This is a genomic window from Streptomyces sp. NPDC060049, from assembly GCF_042736715.1.
Classification (GTDB): Bacteria; Actinomycetota; Actinomycetes; order Streptomycetales; family Streptomycetaceae; genus Streptomyces.
This window is the reverse complement of the sequence record NZ_JBHWVV010000010.1, coordinates 204,590-221,310: the sequence shown is the minus strand read 5'-3', so window position 1 is coordinate 221,310 and position 16,721 is coordinate 204,590. Positions and strand designations below refer to the sequence as shown.

The 16,721-nt window shown below is 71.7% G+C and carries 12 protein-coding genes; 5 read left to right on the top strand and 7 right to left on the bottom strand.

The window, feature by feature from the left end:
- The first annotated feature begins 651 nt into the window (after positions 1-651).
- Positions 652-1,173 (top strand): histone deacetylase, encoded by a 522-nt coding sequence (locus tag ACFWBY_RS20665; RefSeq protein WP_385340367.1) that lies wholly within the window; start codon positions 652-654, stop codon positions 1,171-1,173.
- Positions 1,174-1,178: 5 nt separating this feature from the next.
- On the opposite strand, the gene ACFWBY_RS20660 is transcribed toward ACFWBY_RS20665, so the two are convergent.
- Positions 1,179-3,272, bottom strand: coding sequence for a PIG-L family deacetylase (locus ACFWBY_RS20660; protein ID WP_385340366.1), 2,094 nt, complete (start codon positions 3,270-3,272; stop codon positions 1,179-1,181).
- A gap of 675 nt (positions 3,273-3,947) precedes the next feature.
- Here ACFWBY_RS20660 and ACFWBY_RS20655 point away from each other — a divergent pair.
- On the top strand, positions 3,948-6,935 hold the full coding sequence (locus tag ACFWBY_RS20655) for a bifunctional [glutamine synthetase] adenylyltransferase/[glutamine synthetase]-adenylyl-L-tyrosine phosphorylase (protein WP_385340364.1): 2,988 nt from the start codon (positions 3,948-3,950) through the stop codon (positions 6,933-6,935).
- Positions 6,936-7,064: 129 nt separating this feature from the next.
- On the opposite strand, the gene ACFWBY_RS20650 is transcribed toward ACFWBY_RS20655, so the two are convergent.
- The 6 genes from ACFWBY_RS20650 to ACFWBY_RS20625 form a co-directional block, all read right to left on the bottom strand.
- Positions 7,065-8,003 (bottom strand): hypothetical protein, encoded by a 939-nt coding sequence (locus ACFWBY_RS20650; RefSeq protein ID WP_385340362.1) that lies wholly within the window; start codon positions 8,001-8,003, stop codon positions 7,065-7,067.
- The gene (locus ACFWBY_RS20645; protein WP_385340397.1) at positions 8,000-8,524 is read right to left on the bottom strand and encodes a SigE family RNA polymerase sigma factor; all 525 of its coding nucleotides are present in this window, start codon (positions 8,522-8,524) and stop codon (positions 8,000-8,002) included. Before ACFWBY_RS20645 ends, ACFWBY_RS20650 begins: the two co-directional genes overlap by 4 nt.
- A 142-nt stretch (positions 8,525-8,666) precedes the next feature.
- Positions 8,667-9,407: a PP2C family protein-serine/threonine phosphatase gene (locus tag ACFWBY_RS20640; RefSeq protein ID WP_385340395.1), complete on the bottom strand. Its 741-nt coding sequence runs from the start codon at positions 9,405-9,407 to the stop codon at positions 8,667-8,669.
- Positions 9,408-9,556: 149 nt separating this feature from the next.
- Complete coding sequence (locus ACFWBY_RS20635) at positions 9,557-10,462, bottom strand: phosphatase PAP2 family protein (protein ID WP_385340360.1); 906 nt, start codon at positions 10,460-10,462, stop codon at positions 9,557-9,559.
- Between the two features lie 155 nt (positions 10,463-10,617).
- Entirely contained in the window at positions 10,618-11,658 is a 1,041-nt protein-coding gene (locus ACFWBY_RS20630; RefSeq protein ID WP_385340358.1) for a LacI family DNA-binding transcriptional regulator, read from the bottom strand.
- 25 nt (positions 11,659-11,683) lie between these two features.
- Positions 11,684-13,306: a glycoside hydrolase family 13 protein gene (locus ACFWBY_RS20625; protein ID WP_385340356.1), complete on the bottom strand. Its 1,623-nt coding sequence runs from the start codon at positions 13,304-13,306 to the stop codon at positions 11,684-11,686.
- A 220-nt stretch (positions 13,307-13,526) separates the two neighbouring features.
- Between ACFWBY_RS20625 and ACFWBY_RS20620 the strand changes: the two genes are divergently transcribed.
- The 3 genes from ACFWBY_RS20620 to ACFWBY_RS20610 are packed head-to-tail and all read left to right on the top strand — an operon-like array spanning position 13,527 to position 16,702.
- The gene (locus tag ACFWBY_RS20620; RefSeq protein ID WP_214952306.1) at positions 13,527-14,801 is read left to right on the top strand and encodes an extracellular solute-binding protein; all 1,275 of its coding nucleotides are present in this window, start codon (positions 13,527-13,529) and stop codon (positions 14,799-14,801) included.
- A 6-nt stretch (positions 14,802-14,807) separates the two neighbouring features.
- Positions 14,808-15,842, top strand: coding sequence for a carbohydrate ABC transporter permease (locus ACFWBY_RS20615; RefSeq protein WP_385340354.1), 1,035 nt, complete (start codon positions 14,808-14,810; stop codon positions 15,840-15,842).
- Positions 15,839-16,702: a sugar ABC transporter permease gene (locus tag ACFWBY_RS20610; RefSeq protein WP_385340352.1), complete on the top strand. Its 864-nt coding sequence runs from the start codon at positions 15,839-15,841 to the stop codon at positions 16,700-16,702. Before ACFWBY_RS20615 ends, ACFWBY_RS20610 begins: the two co-directional genes overlap by 4 nt.
- Positions 16,703-16,721: the final 19 nt, after the last annotated feature.

Below are 16,721 nucleotides of genomic sequence, written 5' to 3'. Positions count from 1 at the left end.
TTCCCGTGCGGTCAGTCGCCGCATGGTGGCCGGACCACCTAGGCTGCAGAGCCGGTCTACTACCAGCTTCGAACAGCTCGCGACCTGCTCGCCTGCGATGGTGTGACCTTCGATACCCCTGCCTACCAGCAGGTCATACTGCCGTTCTTCGCGGCTTTGGACTCGCTGCAAAGGCTGATGCGGGATGACCTGCAGCCTCCGGCCGGTCGTCGCGTATGAGGTGCTGTCGGTACTAGCGGTTGTCGCCGCGTGTGTCTCGCAGAGGGGCCCCCTGGTCCGAAGCTCTGGGCTCGTCGACCCGCTCGGGATGGCGCCGGCTGTCTCCTCCGCTGGAAGCCCTCCCCGTGCTTGTACGGTAAGGGCGGTGCTACCGGAGCGAGGCCACCGCCTTCGAACTCCGCAAGATGATGCCGGTGCCGTCACACCGACTCCGGGCACGCCCTCCGGGCCGGCGGTCCACGACCGTCGGCCCGGAGCGTCCCGGGAGGAACAGAGCATGGTCGTCCACACCACGGACCCTCTGCGTGCCGGAGCTTTAGGCCCGCCCGGGCGCGTCTGGTACGCGTCCTACGGCTCCAACATGCACATGGACCGGCTGGCCGCCTACATCGCCGGCGGGAAGCCGCCCGGGGCGACGCGGACGTATCCCGGTTGCCGGACCACCGGGCGCCGGAGCGGTCGATCGCCGTCGAGCTCGACGGGGACCTCTACTTCGCCACCGAGTCCCCCGTGTGGACGGGCGGCAGGGCCTTCTACGATCCGACGACGCCCGGCCGCATGCGGGCGCGCGCCCACCTCGTGACCGTGGGCCAGGTGTCGGACATCGCCGCGCAGGAGATGTACGAGGCGCCGGGGACGGACCTGGACCTGACCACGGTCTTGAGCCTGGGGCGCGACGAGTTGGGGCCGGGGCGGTACGAGACGCTGATCTGCCCGGGGACCATCGAGGGAATCCCCCTGCTGACGTTCACCGCCCCGTGGGCCCTCGAGGACGTCGAGCCGCTCATGCCCTCCGCCGCGTACCTGCGCTACCTGGCCGGCGGCCTGCTGGAATCGGGACCCTGGGAAGAGCCGGACATCGCCGACTACCTGTCCTCGCGCCCCGGCGCGGCCGGGAACTGGACTCCGGCACACGTCCTGGAGCTCCTCACGGGCACCACCACCAGCAGCTAGTGCGGTTACGGGCGGGGGACCGCCTTGTGCCAGATCAGGCGGGTGGGGTTGGGGAGGGTCGTCGTGACGTGGAGTTCGGCGTCCAGGCCCAGGACTGCCGTGGTCGTGGCGCCGCCCTGCTCCTGGGTGCCCGCCGGGGCGCCCGCGTAGAGCATCTGGGACTCCGTCCACGCGGGCGGGCCGCCGAGGCCCGTCGTGCTGATGGTGCCCGAGTCGGCGCGGCCCGAAAGGAGGCGGCCCGCGACGCCGACCGCGCCGTAGCCGGCCCGGCCGCCGGCCTCCGCGATGCTGGAGACGGTGGGCTTGACGGCTCCGGCGCCCGCTGTGACCAGGGCGGTGCGCACGACGCCCGAGTCGGGGCGCCGGAAGTACAGGCGCACGCCCGCGGCCTCCGGGGCCGCGGTGAGGGGCACGGTGGTGGCGGGCAGGCCGGTCGGGAAGGGCCCGGCCAGGGGGGCGCCCGCGGTGGGCTGGATCCAGGCCAGCACGGACCCGGTGGTGGCGACGTAGATGTGGCGCCGCCCGGCGGCGTCGGTGGCGGTGACCGGGTCGCTCTGCAGGTCGGTGCCGCCCAGCTGCTGCCAGGCGGCGAAGGAGCCCGACGGCTGCTGGACGCGGGCGAGCAGGGTGCGGCGGGAATCGCGGACGTACACGGTCAGCCGGCCGTCCTGGTCGGCGGCCGCAGAGGGCGCGCTGATCGCGGAGGTACCGGCCTCGTCGGTGGATTCGGGGGTTCCGAGCGAGATCCACGGCCCGAACGGGCCGCCGGGCACGGCCTGGGCGGCGTAGACGATCTCGCGGTGGTAGTCCTGCGGGCGCTCACCGAAGACGGTCCGGGTGGCGAGTACGGCCACGCGCCCGTCGGGGAAGCGGGCGGTGGTCGCGCCCGGGTCTATGCCGGTGCCCGGCAGCAGGTCCGGTCCCTGCCAGGCGGCGGCGGCCCCGGTGCCGGGGCCGCGGCTCCAGACGGCCATCTGGCCGTCGAGGGCGGCGAAGGCGTACAGCCGGCCGGGCGTGCCCTGCGCCAGCCAGGAGGAGTTGTCGGCGCGTGCGTAGCGCAGCGACTGGGCCCAGTTGTGGCCGGTGGGGTTGCCCGCGACCTTGCGGTCGCCGCAGCCGGAGGGGGAGGCGCAGTGGTTCTGCTTGTCGTGCCACGCGTAGGTCTTGAGGAAGCCGATCTTCGTCTCGGCCGTCTGCGGGTCCAGCGTGTGCGGCAGGGTGCCGTTGTGGTACCCGAGGTAGCTCTGGACGGTGAAGTGGGGCCGCTGTCCGGCCGGGACGCGCGCGGCGTAGGCGGCCGCGCCGGCCTGCGCGAACCGCGCCCCGTACATGTGGTCCTGGTGGTCGGTGTACCGGCCGGTGTCGGCGTAGCGGCCCGGCGTCGGGTCCTGCATCCGTATCGTCGTCGGCTTGTACCGCTCCAGGATCCCGGCTATCGCCGCTATCACCTGGTCCTTGGTGTACGTGTGCGACTGCTTGACCGGGGTGCCCACGGCGAGCTGGGGGGCGAGCGCCGGTATCCGGCCGTTCCACAGGCCGCGCAGGCTGTCCGCCGTGTCCGCTATGGGGGCGCGGGCCTCGCGCATCTGCAGCCAGACCAGATTGACGTGCGGTTTCGCCACGAGGACGTCCAGTTCGGCCTGTCCGCCGCCGACGGTGGGTATGACCGTGCGCTGCCACGGGCTCGTGCGGTCGCCGGTGGCCATCTGGGCGTAGGCGGAGCGTATGCCGTTCTGCCGGGCCTCCGAGTAGTGGCCGTGGTCGGCGGGCTGCTCGGCGTCATTGATGTCGCCGCCGTGGCCCTCGTTGCGGCCGTCGGCCTCGCCGGAGGTGAGGTACAGGGTGGTGAGCGGGGTGCCGGTCAGCAGGGAGCGGCTGAGGTCGGGGTTCATGAAGAACAGGTCGTCGTCGGGGTGGGCGGCGATCTGGACGACCGATCCGGCGGTGGTGCTCACCGGACGGGCGGCCGCCGGGTCCGTTCCCGCCGAGGCCTCGGCGGCCGTCTGCTGGCCGGAGGCTACGGCGAGCGCGCCGGTGACCCCGAGGGTGAGCATCGGGAGCACGGTCGCGAGGAGGAAGCGTCGGCGGGAAACGGGCATGGGATTACGCCTTGGGTGTCGTGCGGCAGGAGGAACCACTGAGCAGCCGGTCGATCGATGTCGGTCAGTCAGTGAGAGGCGATTCCGGGCAAGTTGGTTCATCGGCTTCGTTGATGACTTCGGATTTCCCCAAGTGACCGGTTGGGATTGTGCCTTGTTCGATCCTCGTATGCGGATGTGATCGGTATTCGGACTACAAGTGGAGCTTGTCCCTCCGGGCCGCACCCCAAAAGCCGCCCCGGCGGAGGGTGTTGACAACGGCTCGATCCCGTCGGCGACCGCGCCCGGACGGAGGCCGGCGGCGACAGCTCGCAGGTCCCGCCCCGCCGCCGGCGTCCTGCCCGAGCCCGCGCTCTGCTCCCCGCCCGCGTCCGGGCCCAGCCGCCCCCCCCCCGACGCCCGCCCGGCCGGGTCGCCGGCCCCGGGCCCCTCCCCACGGGTCGCCGCCGCCGGGGGCTCCTCCCGGCCGGACGGCGCGGAGGCGTGCCCCACTTCCCCGGGACCGCTTAGGCTCTTCCCGGGCGATCACGGACTCCAGGACGACCCAGACGATCAGGACGGCCGGCCAGACGGCCAGGTGGCCAGCCGGCCGGGCCACCAGGCGACCAGGCCACCAGGAGTTCGCGAACCGCCCGGCCAGGGCACCGGCAGGCGACGTACGCGGGAGGCGGCGGGATGACAGTCCCGGGACGCAGGAGCAGTACCTTCAGCCGGCTGCTGCGCAGCGGCTTCACCGACCCCTCCGCCGCGGCCCGGCTCCTCGACACCGAGGCGCTGGCCGCCGTACGCACCGATCCGGTGCTCCTCGACGCGCTCGGAGCCACCGCCGACCCCGACCTCGCACTCCTCGGGCTGGTCCGCCTCGCCGAGGCGCAGTCGGCCGACGAGCTGCCCGTACTGCTCGACACCCTCGTCAGCGCCAAACCCCTGCGCGACCGCCTCCTCGGCGTACTCGGCGCCTCCGAGGCCCTCGGTGACCACCTCGCCCGCCACCCCCAGGACTGGCGGGCCCTGGTCACCTACGAGGCCGCCGACCTGCATCCGGGGCTCCCCGAGTTCGAACTCGGCCTCGCCGGCGCCCACGACCCCGTGGCCCTGCGCGTCGCCTACCGCCGCTGCCTGCTCTCCATCGCCGCCCGCGACGTCTGCGGCACCACCGACGTCGCCCAAGCGGCCGCCGAGCTCGCCGACCTCGCCACCGCGACCCTCCGCGCGGCCCTGCGCATCGCGAGCGCCGCCGCCCCCGACGACGCGGCCGCCTGCCGGCTCGCCGTCATCGCGATGGGAAAGTGCGGCGGCCACGAACTGAACTACGTCTCCGACGTCGACGTCATCTTCGTCGGGGACGCCCCCGCCGGAGCCGACGAGGGCAAGGCGATCCAGGCCGCCACCCGCCTGGCTTCCCACCTCATGCGGATCTGCTCCGAAACCACCGTCGAAGGCACGATCTGGCCCGTCGACGCCAACCTCCGCCCCGAGGGAAGAAACGGTCCACTCGTCCGCACCCTCGCCTCCCACCTGGCCTACTACCAGCGCTGGGCCAAGACCTGGGAGTTCCAGGCCCTGCTCAAGGCCCGCGCCGTCGCCGGGGACGAGACGCTCGGCGCCGAGTACGTCCAGGCCATAACCCCCCTCGTCTGGCAGGCCGCCGAGCGCGAGAACTTCGTCACCGACGTCCAGAAGATGCGCCGCCGCGTCGTCGACAACATTCCCGCCGCCCAAGTCGACCGCGAACTCAAGCTCGGCCCCGGCGGCCTGCGCGACGTCGAGTTCGCCGTCCAGCTCCTCCAGCTCGTCCACGGCCGCTCCGACGCCACCCTGCGCTCCTCCAGCACCCTCGACGCGCTCCACGCCCTCGCCGCCGGCGGCTACGTCGGGCGCGCCGACACCGCCCAGCTGAACGACGCCTACCGCTTCCTGCGCGCGATGGAACACCGCATCCAGCTCTACCGGCTGCGCCGCACCCACCTCGTCCCCGAGGACGAGAACGACCTGCGGCGCTTGGGCCGCTCCATGGGCCTGCGCACCGAACCGGTCGCCGAGCTCAACAAGGCCTGGCGCCGGCACGCCTCCGTCGTCCGCCGCCTGCACGAGAAGCTCTTCTACCGGCCGCTCCTCGACGCCGTCGCCCAACTCGCCCCCGGCGAGACCCGGCTCTCCCCCCGCGCCGCCGGCCAGCGCCTCGAAGCCCTCGGGTACGCCGACCCGGCCGCGGCCCTGCGCCACCTGGAGGCCCTGGCCTCCGGCGTCACCCGCAAGGCCGCCATCCAGCGCACCCTGCTGCCCGTGCTCCTCGGCTGGTTCGCCGACTCCGCCGACCCGGACGCCGGCCTGCTCAACTTCCGCAAGGTCTCCGACGCCCTCGGCAAGACCCCGTGGTACCTGCGCCTCCTGCGCGACGAGGGCGCCGCCGCCGAGAACCTCGCCCGTGTCCTGTCCGCCGGCCGCCTCGCCCCCGACCTGCTCATGCGCGCTCCCGAGGCCGTCGCCCTGCTCGGGGACGCCGAAGGCCTCGCCCCCCGCAGCCACGAGGCCCTGGAACAGGAGGTACTCGCCGCCGTCGGCCGCGCCGGAAACCCGGAAGCGGCCGTCGCCGCAGCCCGCGGAGTGCGCCGCCGCGAGCTCTTCCGCACCACGGCCGCCGACATCATCGGCTCCTACGGCACGGAGGACAACCCGGCCGAGGAGGATCACGGAGCCCTGGTCGACCGGGTCGGCGACGCCGTCTCCGACCTCACCGCCGCCACGATCGCCGGAGCCCTGCGCGCCGCCGTCCACGCCCACTGGGGCGACACCCTGCCCACCCGGTTCGCGATCATCGGAGTCGGCCGCTTCGGCGGCCACGAGCTCGGCTACGGCTCCGACGCCGATGTCCTGTTCGTCCACGAACCCCGTGAGGGTGTCGGCGAACAGGAGGCCGCGAAGGCCGCCCAGAACGTCATCGTCGAGATGCGCCGGCTGCTCCAGCTGCCCACCGCCGACCCGCCGCTGCTCATCGACGCCGACCTGCGCCCCGAAGGCCGCTCCGGCCCGCTGGTCCGCACCCTCCCCTCGTACGCCGCCTACTACCGCCGCTGGTCCCTGACCTGGGAGTCCCAGGCCCTGCTGCGGGCCGAACCGGTCGCGGGCGACGCCGAGCTCGGCGCCCGCTTCATCGACCTCATCGACCCGCTGCGCTACCCCGTGGAAGGCCTCGGCGAGGACGCCGCCCGCGAGATCCGCCGGCTGAAGGCCCGGATGGAGTCCGAACGCCTGCCCCGGGGAGCCGACCCGACCCTGCACACCAAGCTGGGCCGCGGCGGCCTCAGCGACGTCGAGTGGACCGTCCAGCTGATCCAGATGCGGCACGCCTGGGCCGAGCCGGGCCTGCGCACGACCCGGACCCGCCCGGCACTGGCCGCCGCGCAGGCCGCCGGACTGATCCCGACCGAGGAGGCTCAGATCCTGGACGAGGCCTGGGTACTGGCCACCCGTGTCCGCAACGCCGTGATGCTGGTCCGGGGACGGGCCGGCGACACCTTCCCCTCCGACGCCCGCGAACTGGCGGCCGTCGGCCGCTACCTCGGCTATCCGGAGGGCCGGGTCGGCGAGATGCTGGACGACTACCGGCGCATCACGCGCCGCGCCCGGGCGGTCGTGGACGAGCTGTTCTACGGGGCGTAGGCGCGAAGCCGTCCAGGCGCGAAGGCGCGAAGGCGCGAAGGCGCGCAGGCGCGCAGGTCGTAGCGCGTACGACCCCGCCGCCGACCCCTGTACGGCGGCGGGGTCCTACGCGCCCCTCTCGGAGAGGCTCTAGGGGATGAGCTCGTCGTAGGACGTGTCCTGGTCGGAGTCGTAGACCTGCTTGCCCTGGGCGTCGTAGCCCTTGATCCGCGGGGCCTTGGTGACGGTCCGCTCCAGGACGCCGGTGGCGGCGAACCAGCCGCGGTCCACGGCGGCTTCGACGGTCGCGGCGCCGTAGCCGACGGTGACCCTGGCCACGCCCGGGTCGACGGTGCCGATGCTGCCCCAGCGGTAGGGCAGCTTCCAAGGGCCCTCGGAGCTCAGCCGCTGCAGGTAGAGCTTGCCGCCGTTGATGTCGGGGGCGACGGACCCGTGCTCGGGGTTCGAGTCCCCGCCGACGGAGGTGTTGACGCCGACCGCCCGGCCGTCCTTGACCGTGCAGATGAGCCGGGTCGGCGACGGAGCGTCCTTGACGGCGACGATGAAGCGGCCGTCACCCGGGGAGTTGTCGTTTCCGGTACTGCGGTGCGCGAGCAGGATCCGGTAGTCGGCGGCCTTGCCCAGGTCCGTGCGCCGCAACCCCGACGAGCCGGCGTGCTCCCGGTCGTAGGCGAGGCACAGCTCGAGCCCGGTGGCCGCGTCCTGGAGGGTGATCCCGTCGGCGAGCTGCCCCGGAGTCCCGGGAGCGGACGGCCCGGCGGGCGGCACGGGGGACGGCGGCATCACGCTCGGCGCCGGGCCGCCGCCCGCCGCGGACACCCGGTCCGCGGGCCCGTCCCCGTTGCCGGTGAAGGCGAGGGCCGTGGCCGGCACCACGGCCAGCGCGACCAGGGCGGCCCCCGCCACCGCCAGCCTGCGCCGCCGCTCCGCGCGGCCCTGCCGGACGATCGCCGGATACGGCGCGACGGCGGGATGCACGGCCTCCGCGCCCCGGGCCATCCATTCCCGCAGGCCGAGCTCGAAGTCTTCGCCCCGCACCTCGTCCTGTCCGTCGGCCTGCCCGTTCACAGGACCGCCCCCTCGTTGCTCGTCGCGATCCGGCCCAGTCCGGGCCAGGCGCGCAGTTTCACCAGCGCCTTGGAGGCCTGGCTCTTGACGGTGCCCGGGGAGCACCCCAGGACGTCGGCGGTCTCGGCCTCGGAGAGGTCCTCCCAGTACCGCATCACCACCACTGCCCGCTGACGGGGCGGCAGTTGGGCCAACGCCTCCATCAGCACGCTGCGCTCGTCGGCCCACGCCACGGCGTTGTCGCCCGCCGACCTGTCCGGCACGCTGGCCGTCAGGCGCTCCGCGACCCGGCGTTTGCGGAACCGGTCGCTGTTGCACGTGACCAGCATGCGGCGGACGTAGGCCTCGGGACTGTCCATGCGCGCCACGCGCCGCCACGACCGGTACGCCTTCGCGAGCGCGGTCTGGGTCACGTCCTCCGCGTCGTGCGGATCGCCGGTCAACAGGTACGCGGTGCGCACCAGATGAGTCCAGCGCGCGGCCACGAACGACTGGAACTGAGCTTCTTCCTCGGCCTGCATCGGCACCCCCTCCGCCTCCTTGACCACGGCTCGGCCGCATTCGGTTGCCCGGCGGCGGAAGGAATCTCAGGTGGTTTTCGCACCGGTGCAGGAGGACAGCGGCTCCGGCCGGCGGGTGGGGCCCGGCGCGAGCCGCGCCCGGTCACACGCCGATGCGTACCAGCGCGAGGGTGATGTTGTCGGGGCCTCCGGCCTCGATGGCCGCCTTCCACAGTTCGAAGGCGGCCTTGCCGTCGTCGTACACCCGCAGCAGACCGCTGATGACGTCGTCGGGCACGGGGTCGGTCAGCCCGTCGCTGCACACCAGGTAACGGTCGCCCGTGGTCAGCGCGAGGTCCGCCACGTGGGGAGTGATCGGGCTGTGCCCCCGGCTGCCGCCGAGCGTCTGCGTGACGGCCGAGGTGGTGCGACGGCCCGGCGCCGGCGGCGGGCTGTCGTCCACGCTGACCTGGCGCAGCCCGTCCCCGGTCACGTGGAACACCTTGCTGTCGCCGACGTTGAACGAGAGCAGCGACCGGGTCCGTACGAGGGCGCCGGCGACGGTGGTCCCCATGGCGGCCAGCTCCGGACGGCCGTCAGCGGCCGAGTACACCGCGCGATTGCAGAAGTGCAGAGCGTCCTCGACGGCCTGCGTCCCGTCGAGGGAGGGGCCGAGCAGGGCGAGCTCGCGGACGACCAGCTCGCTGGCGACCTCGCCGGCCGGCTGCCCGCCGAGCCCGTCGGCGACCGCGACGAGGAGGGGTCTGCCGAGGGGGAACAGCAGCGTCTGGGGGCTCAGGGTCGTGGTCCCGCACAGGGTCCACGGCCCGACGACGAGGCTGTCCTCATTGTGATCGCGGACCAGCCCGACATGACTCAGGGCGGTCACGGCTATGTACGCCACCACGACGTCCCGCCTTTCCGCAACGGCAGACGCGTTCCCTCACCACCATTGTCGGCCGGTTGGTTCCGCCCCGCCCCGCCGGGAGCTCCGGGGGCGGTTCAGCGACGGAAGCGGCTCAGCGACGTGCGCGGCTCAGCGACGGAAGCGGTTCAGCGACGGAAGCGGTTCAGTGCCGGAATGCCCAGCACGGCCGCCGTCACGGGGTGGCGGCCCGTTTCCTCGGGCCGGCGCGGCAGCCTGTGCGGGAGGGACCCGTACCAGGAGCGGGAGACGGCGAAACCGAAGGCCAGGCAGAGCATGCCGCCCACGGCGTCGAGCCAGAAGTGGTTCGCGGTGGCCACGATCACGATGAGGGTCGCCGTCGGGTAGAGCAGGCCCAGGATCCGGGCCCAGGGGGCGGAGGCGACCGCGAAGATCGTCAGCCCGCACCAGAGCGACCACCCTATGTGCATGGAGGGCATGGCCGCGTACTGGTTCGACATGTGCTTGAGGTTGCCCGAGGCCATGGAGCCCCAGGTGTGGTGCACCAGCACGGTGTCCACGAAGTTCTGCCCGTTCATCAGCCGCGGGGGCGCGAGCGGGTAGAAGTAGTAGCCGACCAGGGCCACGCCCGTGGTGGCGAAGAGGACGAGCCGCGTGGCCGCGTAGCGCCCCGGATGAAAACGGTAGATCCACACCAGGACGCCGATGGTCATGACGAAGTGGAGCGTGGCGTAGTAGTAGTTCATGCCCACGATCAGCCACGTCACCGAATTCACGGCGTGGTTGATCGACTCTTCCACGGCGATGCCGAGGGTCTTCTCCGTCCGCCAGATCCAGTCGGCGTTCGCGAGGGCGGCCGCCTTCTGTTCGGGCACGGCGTTGCGGATCAGCGAGTACGTCCAGTAGCTGACGGCGATCAGCAGGACCTCGAACCAGATCCGGGGCCGCCGCGGTGCACGTAGCCGGGAGAGCAGGGCACGCTCGGACTGCTCCGGGCGGTCCAGGCTCTCGGTCACGGTGGGTGACGAGACGTCCGTCCGGGTATCCAGTGTCTTCACGCTCGCTTCACCCATAGGGAGAGAGTCTGCCAGATGCGTACTCGCCTTCGATCATCCCTTGGGACGGTCTTGGCCGCAGCCCCTCCGCCTCGCGGACGACTCGATCCCTTGCGCCCCCGAGGGTTGCGGGACCGTGGGCACACGAGGACCGCAGGGGCTCGTGGAAGGCTTCAAGAACGCGCGGGACTCCTGCCCTGCTGCGGCCCGGACGCGGTCGAACCGCGGACCACCAGCTCGGGCAGGAAGACGAACTCGCTGTGCGGCGCCGGGGTGCCGCCGATCTCCTCCAGAAGGGTCCGCACCGCGGCCTGGCCCATGGCCAGCACCGGCTGGCGGATCGTGGTCAGCGGCGGATCCGTGAACGCTATGAGCGGGGAGTCGTCGAAGCCCACGACCGAGACGTCCTGGGGGACCTTGAGACCCTGCTGCCGCGCGGCCCGGATCGCACCGAGCGCCATCATGTCGCTCGCGCACACCACCGCCGTGCAGCCCCTCGAGATGAGCGCCGCCGCGGCGGCCTGGCCGCCCTCCAGCGTGTAGAGGGAGTGCTGGATGAGCTCCTCGATCTCGTCCTCGCCCAGTCCGAGCCGCTCCTTCATGCCGAGCCGGAAGCCCTCGATCTTGCGGAGCACCGGAACGAACCGCTTCGGTCCGACCGCCAGCCCGATCCGGGTGTGCCCGAGCGCGGTCAGGTGGGTCACCGCGAGCTGCATGGCGGCCCGGTCGTCGGGGGAGACGAAGGGGGCCCGCACCTTGTCTGAGAAGCCGTTGATGAGGACGTACGGAACGCCCTGCCCGCGCAGTTGGTCGTAGCGGCCCATGTCGGCCGTGGTGTCCGCGTGGAGCCCGGAGACGAAGATGATGCCCGAGACCCCCCGGTCGACGAGCATCTCGGTCAGTTCGTCCTCGGTGGACCCGCCGGGCGTCTGCGTGGCCAGCACCGGCGTGTACCCCTGCCGGGTCAGGGCCTGGCCGATGACCTGGGCGAGCGCCGGGAAGATGGGGTTGTCCAGCTCGGGGGTTATGAGGCCGACGAGGCCCGCGCTGCGCTGGCGCAGTCGTACGGGGCGCTCGTAGCCGAGCACGTCGAGAGCGGCCAGCACGGATTCACGGGTGCCTGCGGCCACACCGGGCTTGCCGTTGAGCACGCGGCTGACTGTGGCTTCGCTGACCCCCGCCTGGGCTGCGATGTCGGCTAGCCGTGCGGTCACGGGATTGGACTGTACCGGTCGCACGCTACAAAGCCCACCAGGTGCACGAATCCGGGGGAAGACGGACGGTTCGGCCGTCCGTCTCCACCGGGGAGCTGGAGAGAACGGGTCGTCCCGGAGAGGGGAGTTCGAGCACGGTGGGCCGTGTGTTGAGGGTGCAGGCGAAGCCGGGGCGGGTGAAGAGGAGCGCGCCCTCGGGCGCGGACAGCCACGTCAGCGGCCCGGCGTCGGGGGAGCCGAGGCCGGGCAGCGCGCGGCGCAGTTCCAGTGCGGCGCGGTAGAGCTCCAGGGTGGAGTGCGGGTCGCCGGTCTGCGCGGCCACGCTCAGACCCGCCCACTCGGCCGGCTGCGGAAGCCAGCTGCCCCCCGCCCCGAAACCGTACGGAGCCTCCCCGCCCGACCACGGGATCGGAACCCGGCAGCCGTCACGCAGCCCGTCCTGACCCTCACCCCGCGCGAACGCCGGATCCTGACGGACGGAGTCCGGAAGATCGACGACCTCCGGCAGACCCAGCTCCTCACCCTGATAGACGTACGCCGACCCCGGCAGCGCCAGCATCAGCAACGCCGCCGCCCTCGCCCGCGCCAGACCCCGCGCCCCACCCCCGTACCGCGTCACATGCCGCACCACATCGTGGTTCGACAACACCCACGTCGTCGGAGCACCGACCGAGGAGGTGGCGGCCAGGGACTCGTCGATGACCTTCCGCATGGCCGCCGGGTCCCACGGGCAGTTCAGGAAGCGGAAATTGAAGGCCTGGTGCAGCTCGTCGGGGCGGACGTACAGGGCGAGCCGCTCCGAGGTGGGCGCCCAGGCCTCCGCGACCCCGATGCGCGGGCCCTCGTAGGAGTCGAGGAGCCGGCGCCAGGCTCGGAGGATCTCGTGGACCCCGTCCTGGTCGAAGAAGGGGAGCGGCTCGGTGCCGATCAGGGTGGCCTGCGCGCCGTGCCCGATGTCGGGCAGCCCGGGGGCCTTGACCATGCCGTGGGCCACGTCGACACGGAAGCCGTCGACGCCGAGGTCGAGCCAGAACCGCAGGACGGAGGTGAACTCCTCCACCACCTCCGGGTGCTCCCAGTTCAGGTCGGGCTGCTCGGGGGCGAAGAGGTGCAGGTACCACTCTCCGTCGGGTGCCCGGGTCCAGGCCGGGCCCCCGAAGACCGACTCCCAGTCATTGGGGGGCTGGGCTCCGCCGGGGCCGCGACCCGGGCGGAAGTGGTAGAGGTCCCGGGCCCCGGGGCTGCCGGCCAGGGCCTCACGGAACCAGGGGTGCTGCTCGGAGGTGTGGTTCGGCACCACGTCCACGATGACGCGCAGGCCCAGCGCGTGGGCGGCGCGGACGAGGGCGTCGGCGTCGGAGAGGTCCCCGAAGAGCGGATCGACGGCCCGGTAGTCGGCGACGTCGTAGCCGCCGTCCGCCTGCGGGGAGACGTAGAAGGGGGTGAGCCACACCGCGTCGACCCCGAGCCGGGCCAGGTGGGGCAGGCGCTCGCGGACCCCGCGCAGGTCTCCGACGCCGTCGCCGTCGCTGTCGCCGAAGGAGCGCACGTACACCTGGTAGATGACTGCATCGCGCCACCAGCCGTCACTTGCGGTGGCATTGCTGGAAGCGCTTGCAAGCCGGGAGGCGGTCAGCTCGTGGGTCATATCGGGTCAACGCGAGTGCGCGCCCCATGGTTGCGGGCCCCGGCGGTCGAAGAAGAGTCGAACTAACAGCAAGCTGCGGCAACCGTACGGACACACGGATGTAACGATCAGCTTCTCTTGCAGAAATTTGCCGCAAGCTCTTTCGGACGGCTTTCAGGCTTGTTACGTTCTCGGCAACTCAGGACCGCGAGGCGCGGCCGGGATCATCGAAGGAGTTCATATGCGGCGTGGCATAGCGGCCACCGCGCTGGTCGCGACTCTGGCGCTCGCGGCGACGGCTTGCGGCGGTGACGGCAAGAACGACAGCGGCGACACCAAGGCCGGCGGAGAGCTCTCCGGCACGGTCACCTGGTGGGACACCTCGAACGACGCCGAGAAGGCGTCCTTCCAGAAGATCGCCGAGGCGTTCACCGCCAAGCACCCCAAGGTCACCGTCAAGTACGTCAACGTTCCGTACGGCGACGCGCAGAACAAGGTCAAGAACGCCTTCAGCAGTGGCTCCGAGGCCCCCGACGTCATCCGCGCCGACGTGGGCTGGGTGGCCGACTTCGCCTCCCTCGGCTACCTCGCCGAGGTCCCGGCCGACACGGCCAAGAAGGTCGACGCCGAGTTCCTGCCCCAGGCCGCGGCCAGCGGCAAGTACGAGGGCAAGACCTACGGCGTCCCGCAGGTCATCGACACGATGGGCCTCTTCTACAACAAGAAGATGCTCGCCGACGCCGGCGTCCAGCCCCCCAAGACGCTGGAAGAGCTGAAGACCGCCGCCGCCGCCATCAAGGCCAAGACCGGCAAGGCCGGCCTCTACCTGCGCGGCGACGACTCGTACTGGTTCCTCCCGCTCATCTACGGAGAGGGCGGCGACCTCGTCGACGCGAAGACCAAGACGGTCACCGTCGACAACGCCGCGGGCGTCAAGGCCTTCAAGGCCGCCCGCGACCTGGTCACCTCGGGCGCGGCGATCACCAACGCCACCGACGGCTGGACCAACATGCAGACGGCCTTCAAGTCGGGCGAGGCCGCCATGATGATCAACGGTCCCTGGGCCGTGGCCGACAGCTACGCGGGCGACCAGTTCAAGGACAAGGCCAACCTCGGCATCGCCGCCGTCCCGGCCGGCTCCGTCAAGGCGGGCGCCCCGCAGGGCGGCCACGACCTCGCCGTCTACGCGGGCTCCAAGAACATCACCGCCGCGCAGGCCTTCGTCGACTACATGACCTCGCAGGAGGTGCAGGTCCAGTCCGCCAAGGAGCTGAGCCTGCTCCCGACCCGGACCGCCGCTTACGAGCAGCCCGAGGTCAAGGCCAGCGAGATGGTCCAGTTCTTCAAGCCGGCCGTCGACAAGGCCGTCGAGCGCGCCTGGATCCCCGAGAACGGCTCCCTCTTCGAGCCGCTCAAGGTCGAATACACCAAGGCCATCACCGGGGCGACGAGCCCGGAAGACGCGGCCAAGGCGGCCGGCGTCGAATTCCGCAAGATCCTCAAGGGCTGGAAGTAACGAAACATGGCTGCTCACACCAGCCAGTCGGTGGCGAAGGCCGCGGGCAGCGAGGTCGGTCCTGACGCCGACCCCGCCGCCCGCGGCCGGAGCCGCAGGACTGACCGCGGGAACCGCCCCGGCCTGAGGCGCGCGCTGGCCACCCACTGGTACGCATGGGCCATGGTCACCCCGGTGGTGCTCGTCCTCGGCGTGATCATCGGCTGGCCGCTCGTCCGCGGCGTCTACCTGTCGCTGACCGACGCCACCGAGCGCAACGTCGCCCGGACCATCGGCGCCAACCACATCGAGGCGACGTACCAGTTCGTCGGACTCGACAACTACGCCACCGTCCTCGCCGACCCGGTGTTCCTGCAGCGGCTGGTGTGGACGGTGCTGTGGACCGTCGCCTGCGTGTCGATCACCTTCGCGCTCGGCCTCGCCCTCGCCACCATGCTCAACCGCGAGTTCAAGGGACGCGCCGCCTACCGGATGGCACTCATCCTGCCCTGGGCCGTCCCCGGATTCGTCTCCGTCTTCGCCTGGCGGTTCCTCTTCAACCGCGACAACGGCATCCTCAACAAGCTCCTCGAAGGCGGCGGCATCACCGCCGTCCCGTGGCTCGACGACCCGACCTGGGCCAAGCTCTCGGTCATCGCCGTCAACGTCTGGCTCGGCGTCCCCTTCATGATGGTCGCCCTGCTCGGCGGAATGCAGTCCATCCCCGGCGAGCTCTACGAGGCCGCCGAGATGGACGGGGCCGGCCCCATGCAGCGCTTCCGCCACATCACCCTGCCCGGCCTGCGGGCGGTCAGCATGACGGTGATCCTGCTCTCCACCATCTGGACCTTCAACATGTTCCCGGTGATCTTCCTGCTCACCCGGGGCGGACCGGGCGACTCCACCGAGATCCTGGTGACCCAGGCCTTCCGCGAGGCGTTCGTGACGAGCCCGCGCGACTTCGCCGGCTCGGCGACCTGGGGCGTACTGATCCTCCTGCTGCTCATGATCTTCGCGCTGGTCTACCGGCGCTCGCTGCGCAAGCAGGGAGAGGTGTGGTGACCGTGACGACCTCGCCCAAGACCGCCGTCCGCCCCCGCGGACAGCGCTCCCCGCTCGCCTCCGCCGGCCTGCACGCCACCCTGATCGGCGCGTCCGTCATCGCCGTCTTCCCGGTGCTGTGGGTCCTGCTGACCTCGATCAAGCCCGCGAAGCACGCCATCTCCACGGACTTCGTGAAGGAACCGACCTTCGACAACTACCGCTACCTGGTGGAGTCGACGTCCTTCCTCACCTGGTTCGGCAACTCCGTCCTGGTGGCCGGCATCACCACCGTCCTCGGGGTGTTCATCGCCGCCACCACCGGATACGCCGTGAGCCGCTTCAAGTTCCCCGGAATGAAGCCGCTGATGTGGACCCTGCTCATCACGCAGATGTTCCCCATGGCCATCCTGATCGTCCCCCTCTACAACCTCATGGGACAGCTGGGACTGCTGAACCAGTCGCTCGGCCTGATCATCACCTACCTCACCATCGCCGTGCCGTTCTGCGCGTGGATGATGAAGGGCTTCTTCGACACCATCCCGGTGGAGATCGACGAATCCGGCCGCGTCGACGGGCTCAACCCCTTCGGCACCTTCTGGCGCCTCATCCTCCCGCTGGCCAAGCCCGGCCTCGCCGTCACCGGCTTCTACGCCTTCATCACCGCCTGGGGCGAAGTCGCCTACGCCTCCGCCTTCATGGTCGGGGACGAGCACCTCACCCTGGCCGGAGGCCTGCAGACCTTCGTCACGCAGTACACCTCCAACTGGGGTGCGATGAGCGCGGCTTCCGTCCTCATCGCCATCCCCGCGGCGTTCTTCTTCCTCTTCGCCCAGCGTCACCTCGTCGCCGGGATGACGGCAGGCGCGACCAAGGGCTGACCACCCCGCGCCCCGCCCC

Coding starts and splice junctions, on each gene's coding strand:
- ACFWBY_RS20660 (WP_385340366.1), bottom strand. CDS start 3,272: ATGCCCGTTTCCCGCCGACGCTTCCTCCTCGCGACCGTGCTCCCGATG.
- ACFWBY_RS20655 (WP_385340364.1), top strand. CDS start 3,948: ATGACAGTCCCGGGACGCAGGAGCAGTACCTTCAGCCGGCTGCTGCGC.
- ACFWBY_RS20645 (WP_385340397.1), bottom strand. CDS start 8,524: ATGCAGGCCGAGGAAGAAGCTCAGTTCCAGTCGTTCGTGGCCGCGCGC.
- ACFWBY_RS20635 (WP_385340360.1), bottom strand. CDS start 10,462: ATGGGTGAAGCGAGCGTGAAGACACTGGATACCCGGACGGACGTCTCG.
- ACFWBY_RS20625 (WP_385340356.1), bottom strand. CDS start 13,306: ATGACCCACGAGCTGACCGCCTCCCGGCTTGCAAGCGCTTCCAGCAAT.
- ACFWBY_RS20620 (WP_214952306.1), top strand. CDS start 13,527: ATGCGGCGTGGCATAGCGGCCACCGCGCTGGTCGCGACTCTGGCGCTC.
- ACFWBY_RS20615 (WP_385340354.1), top strand. CDS start 14,808: ATGGCTGCTCACACCAGCCAGTCGGTGGCGAAGGCCGCGGGCAGCGAG.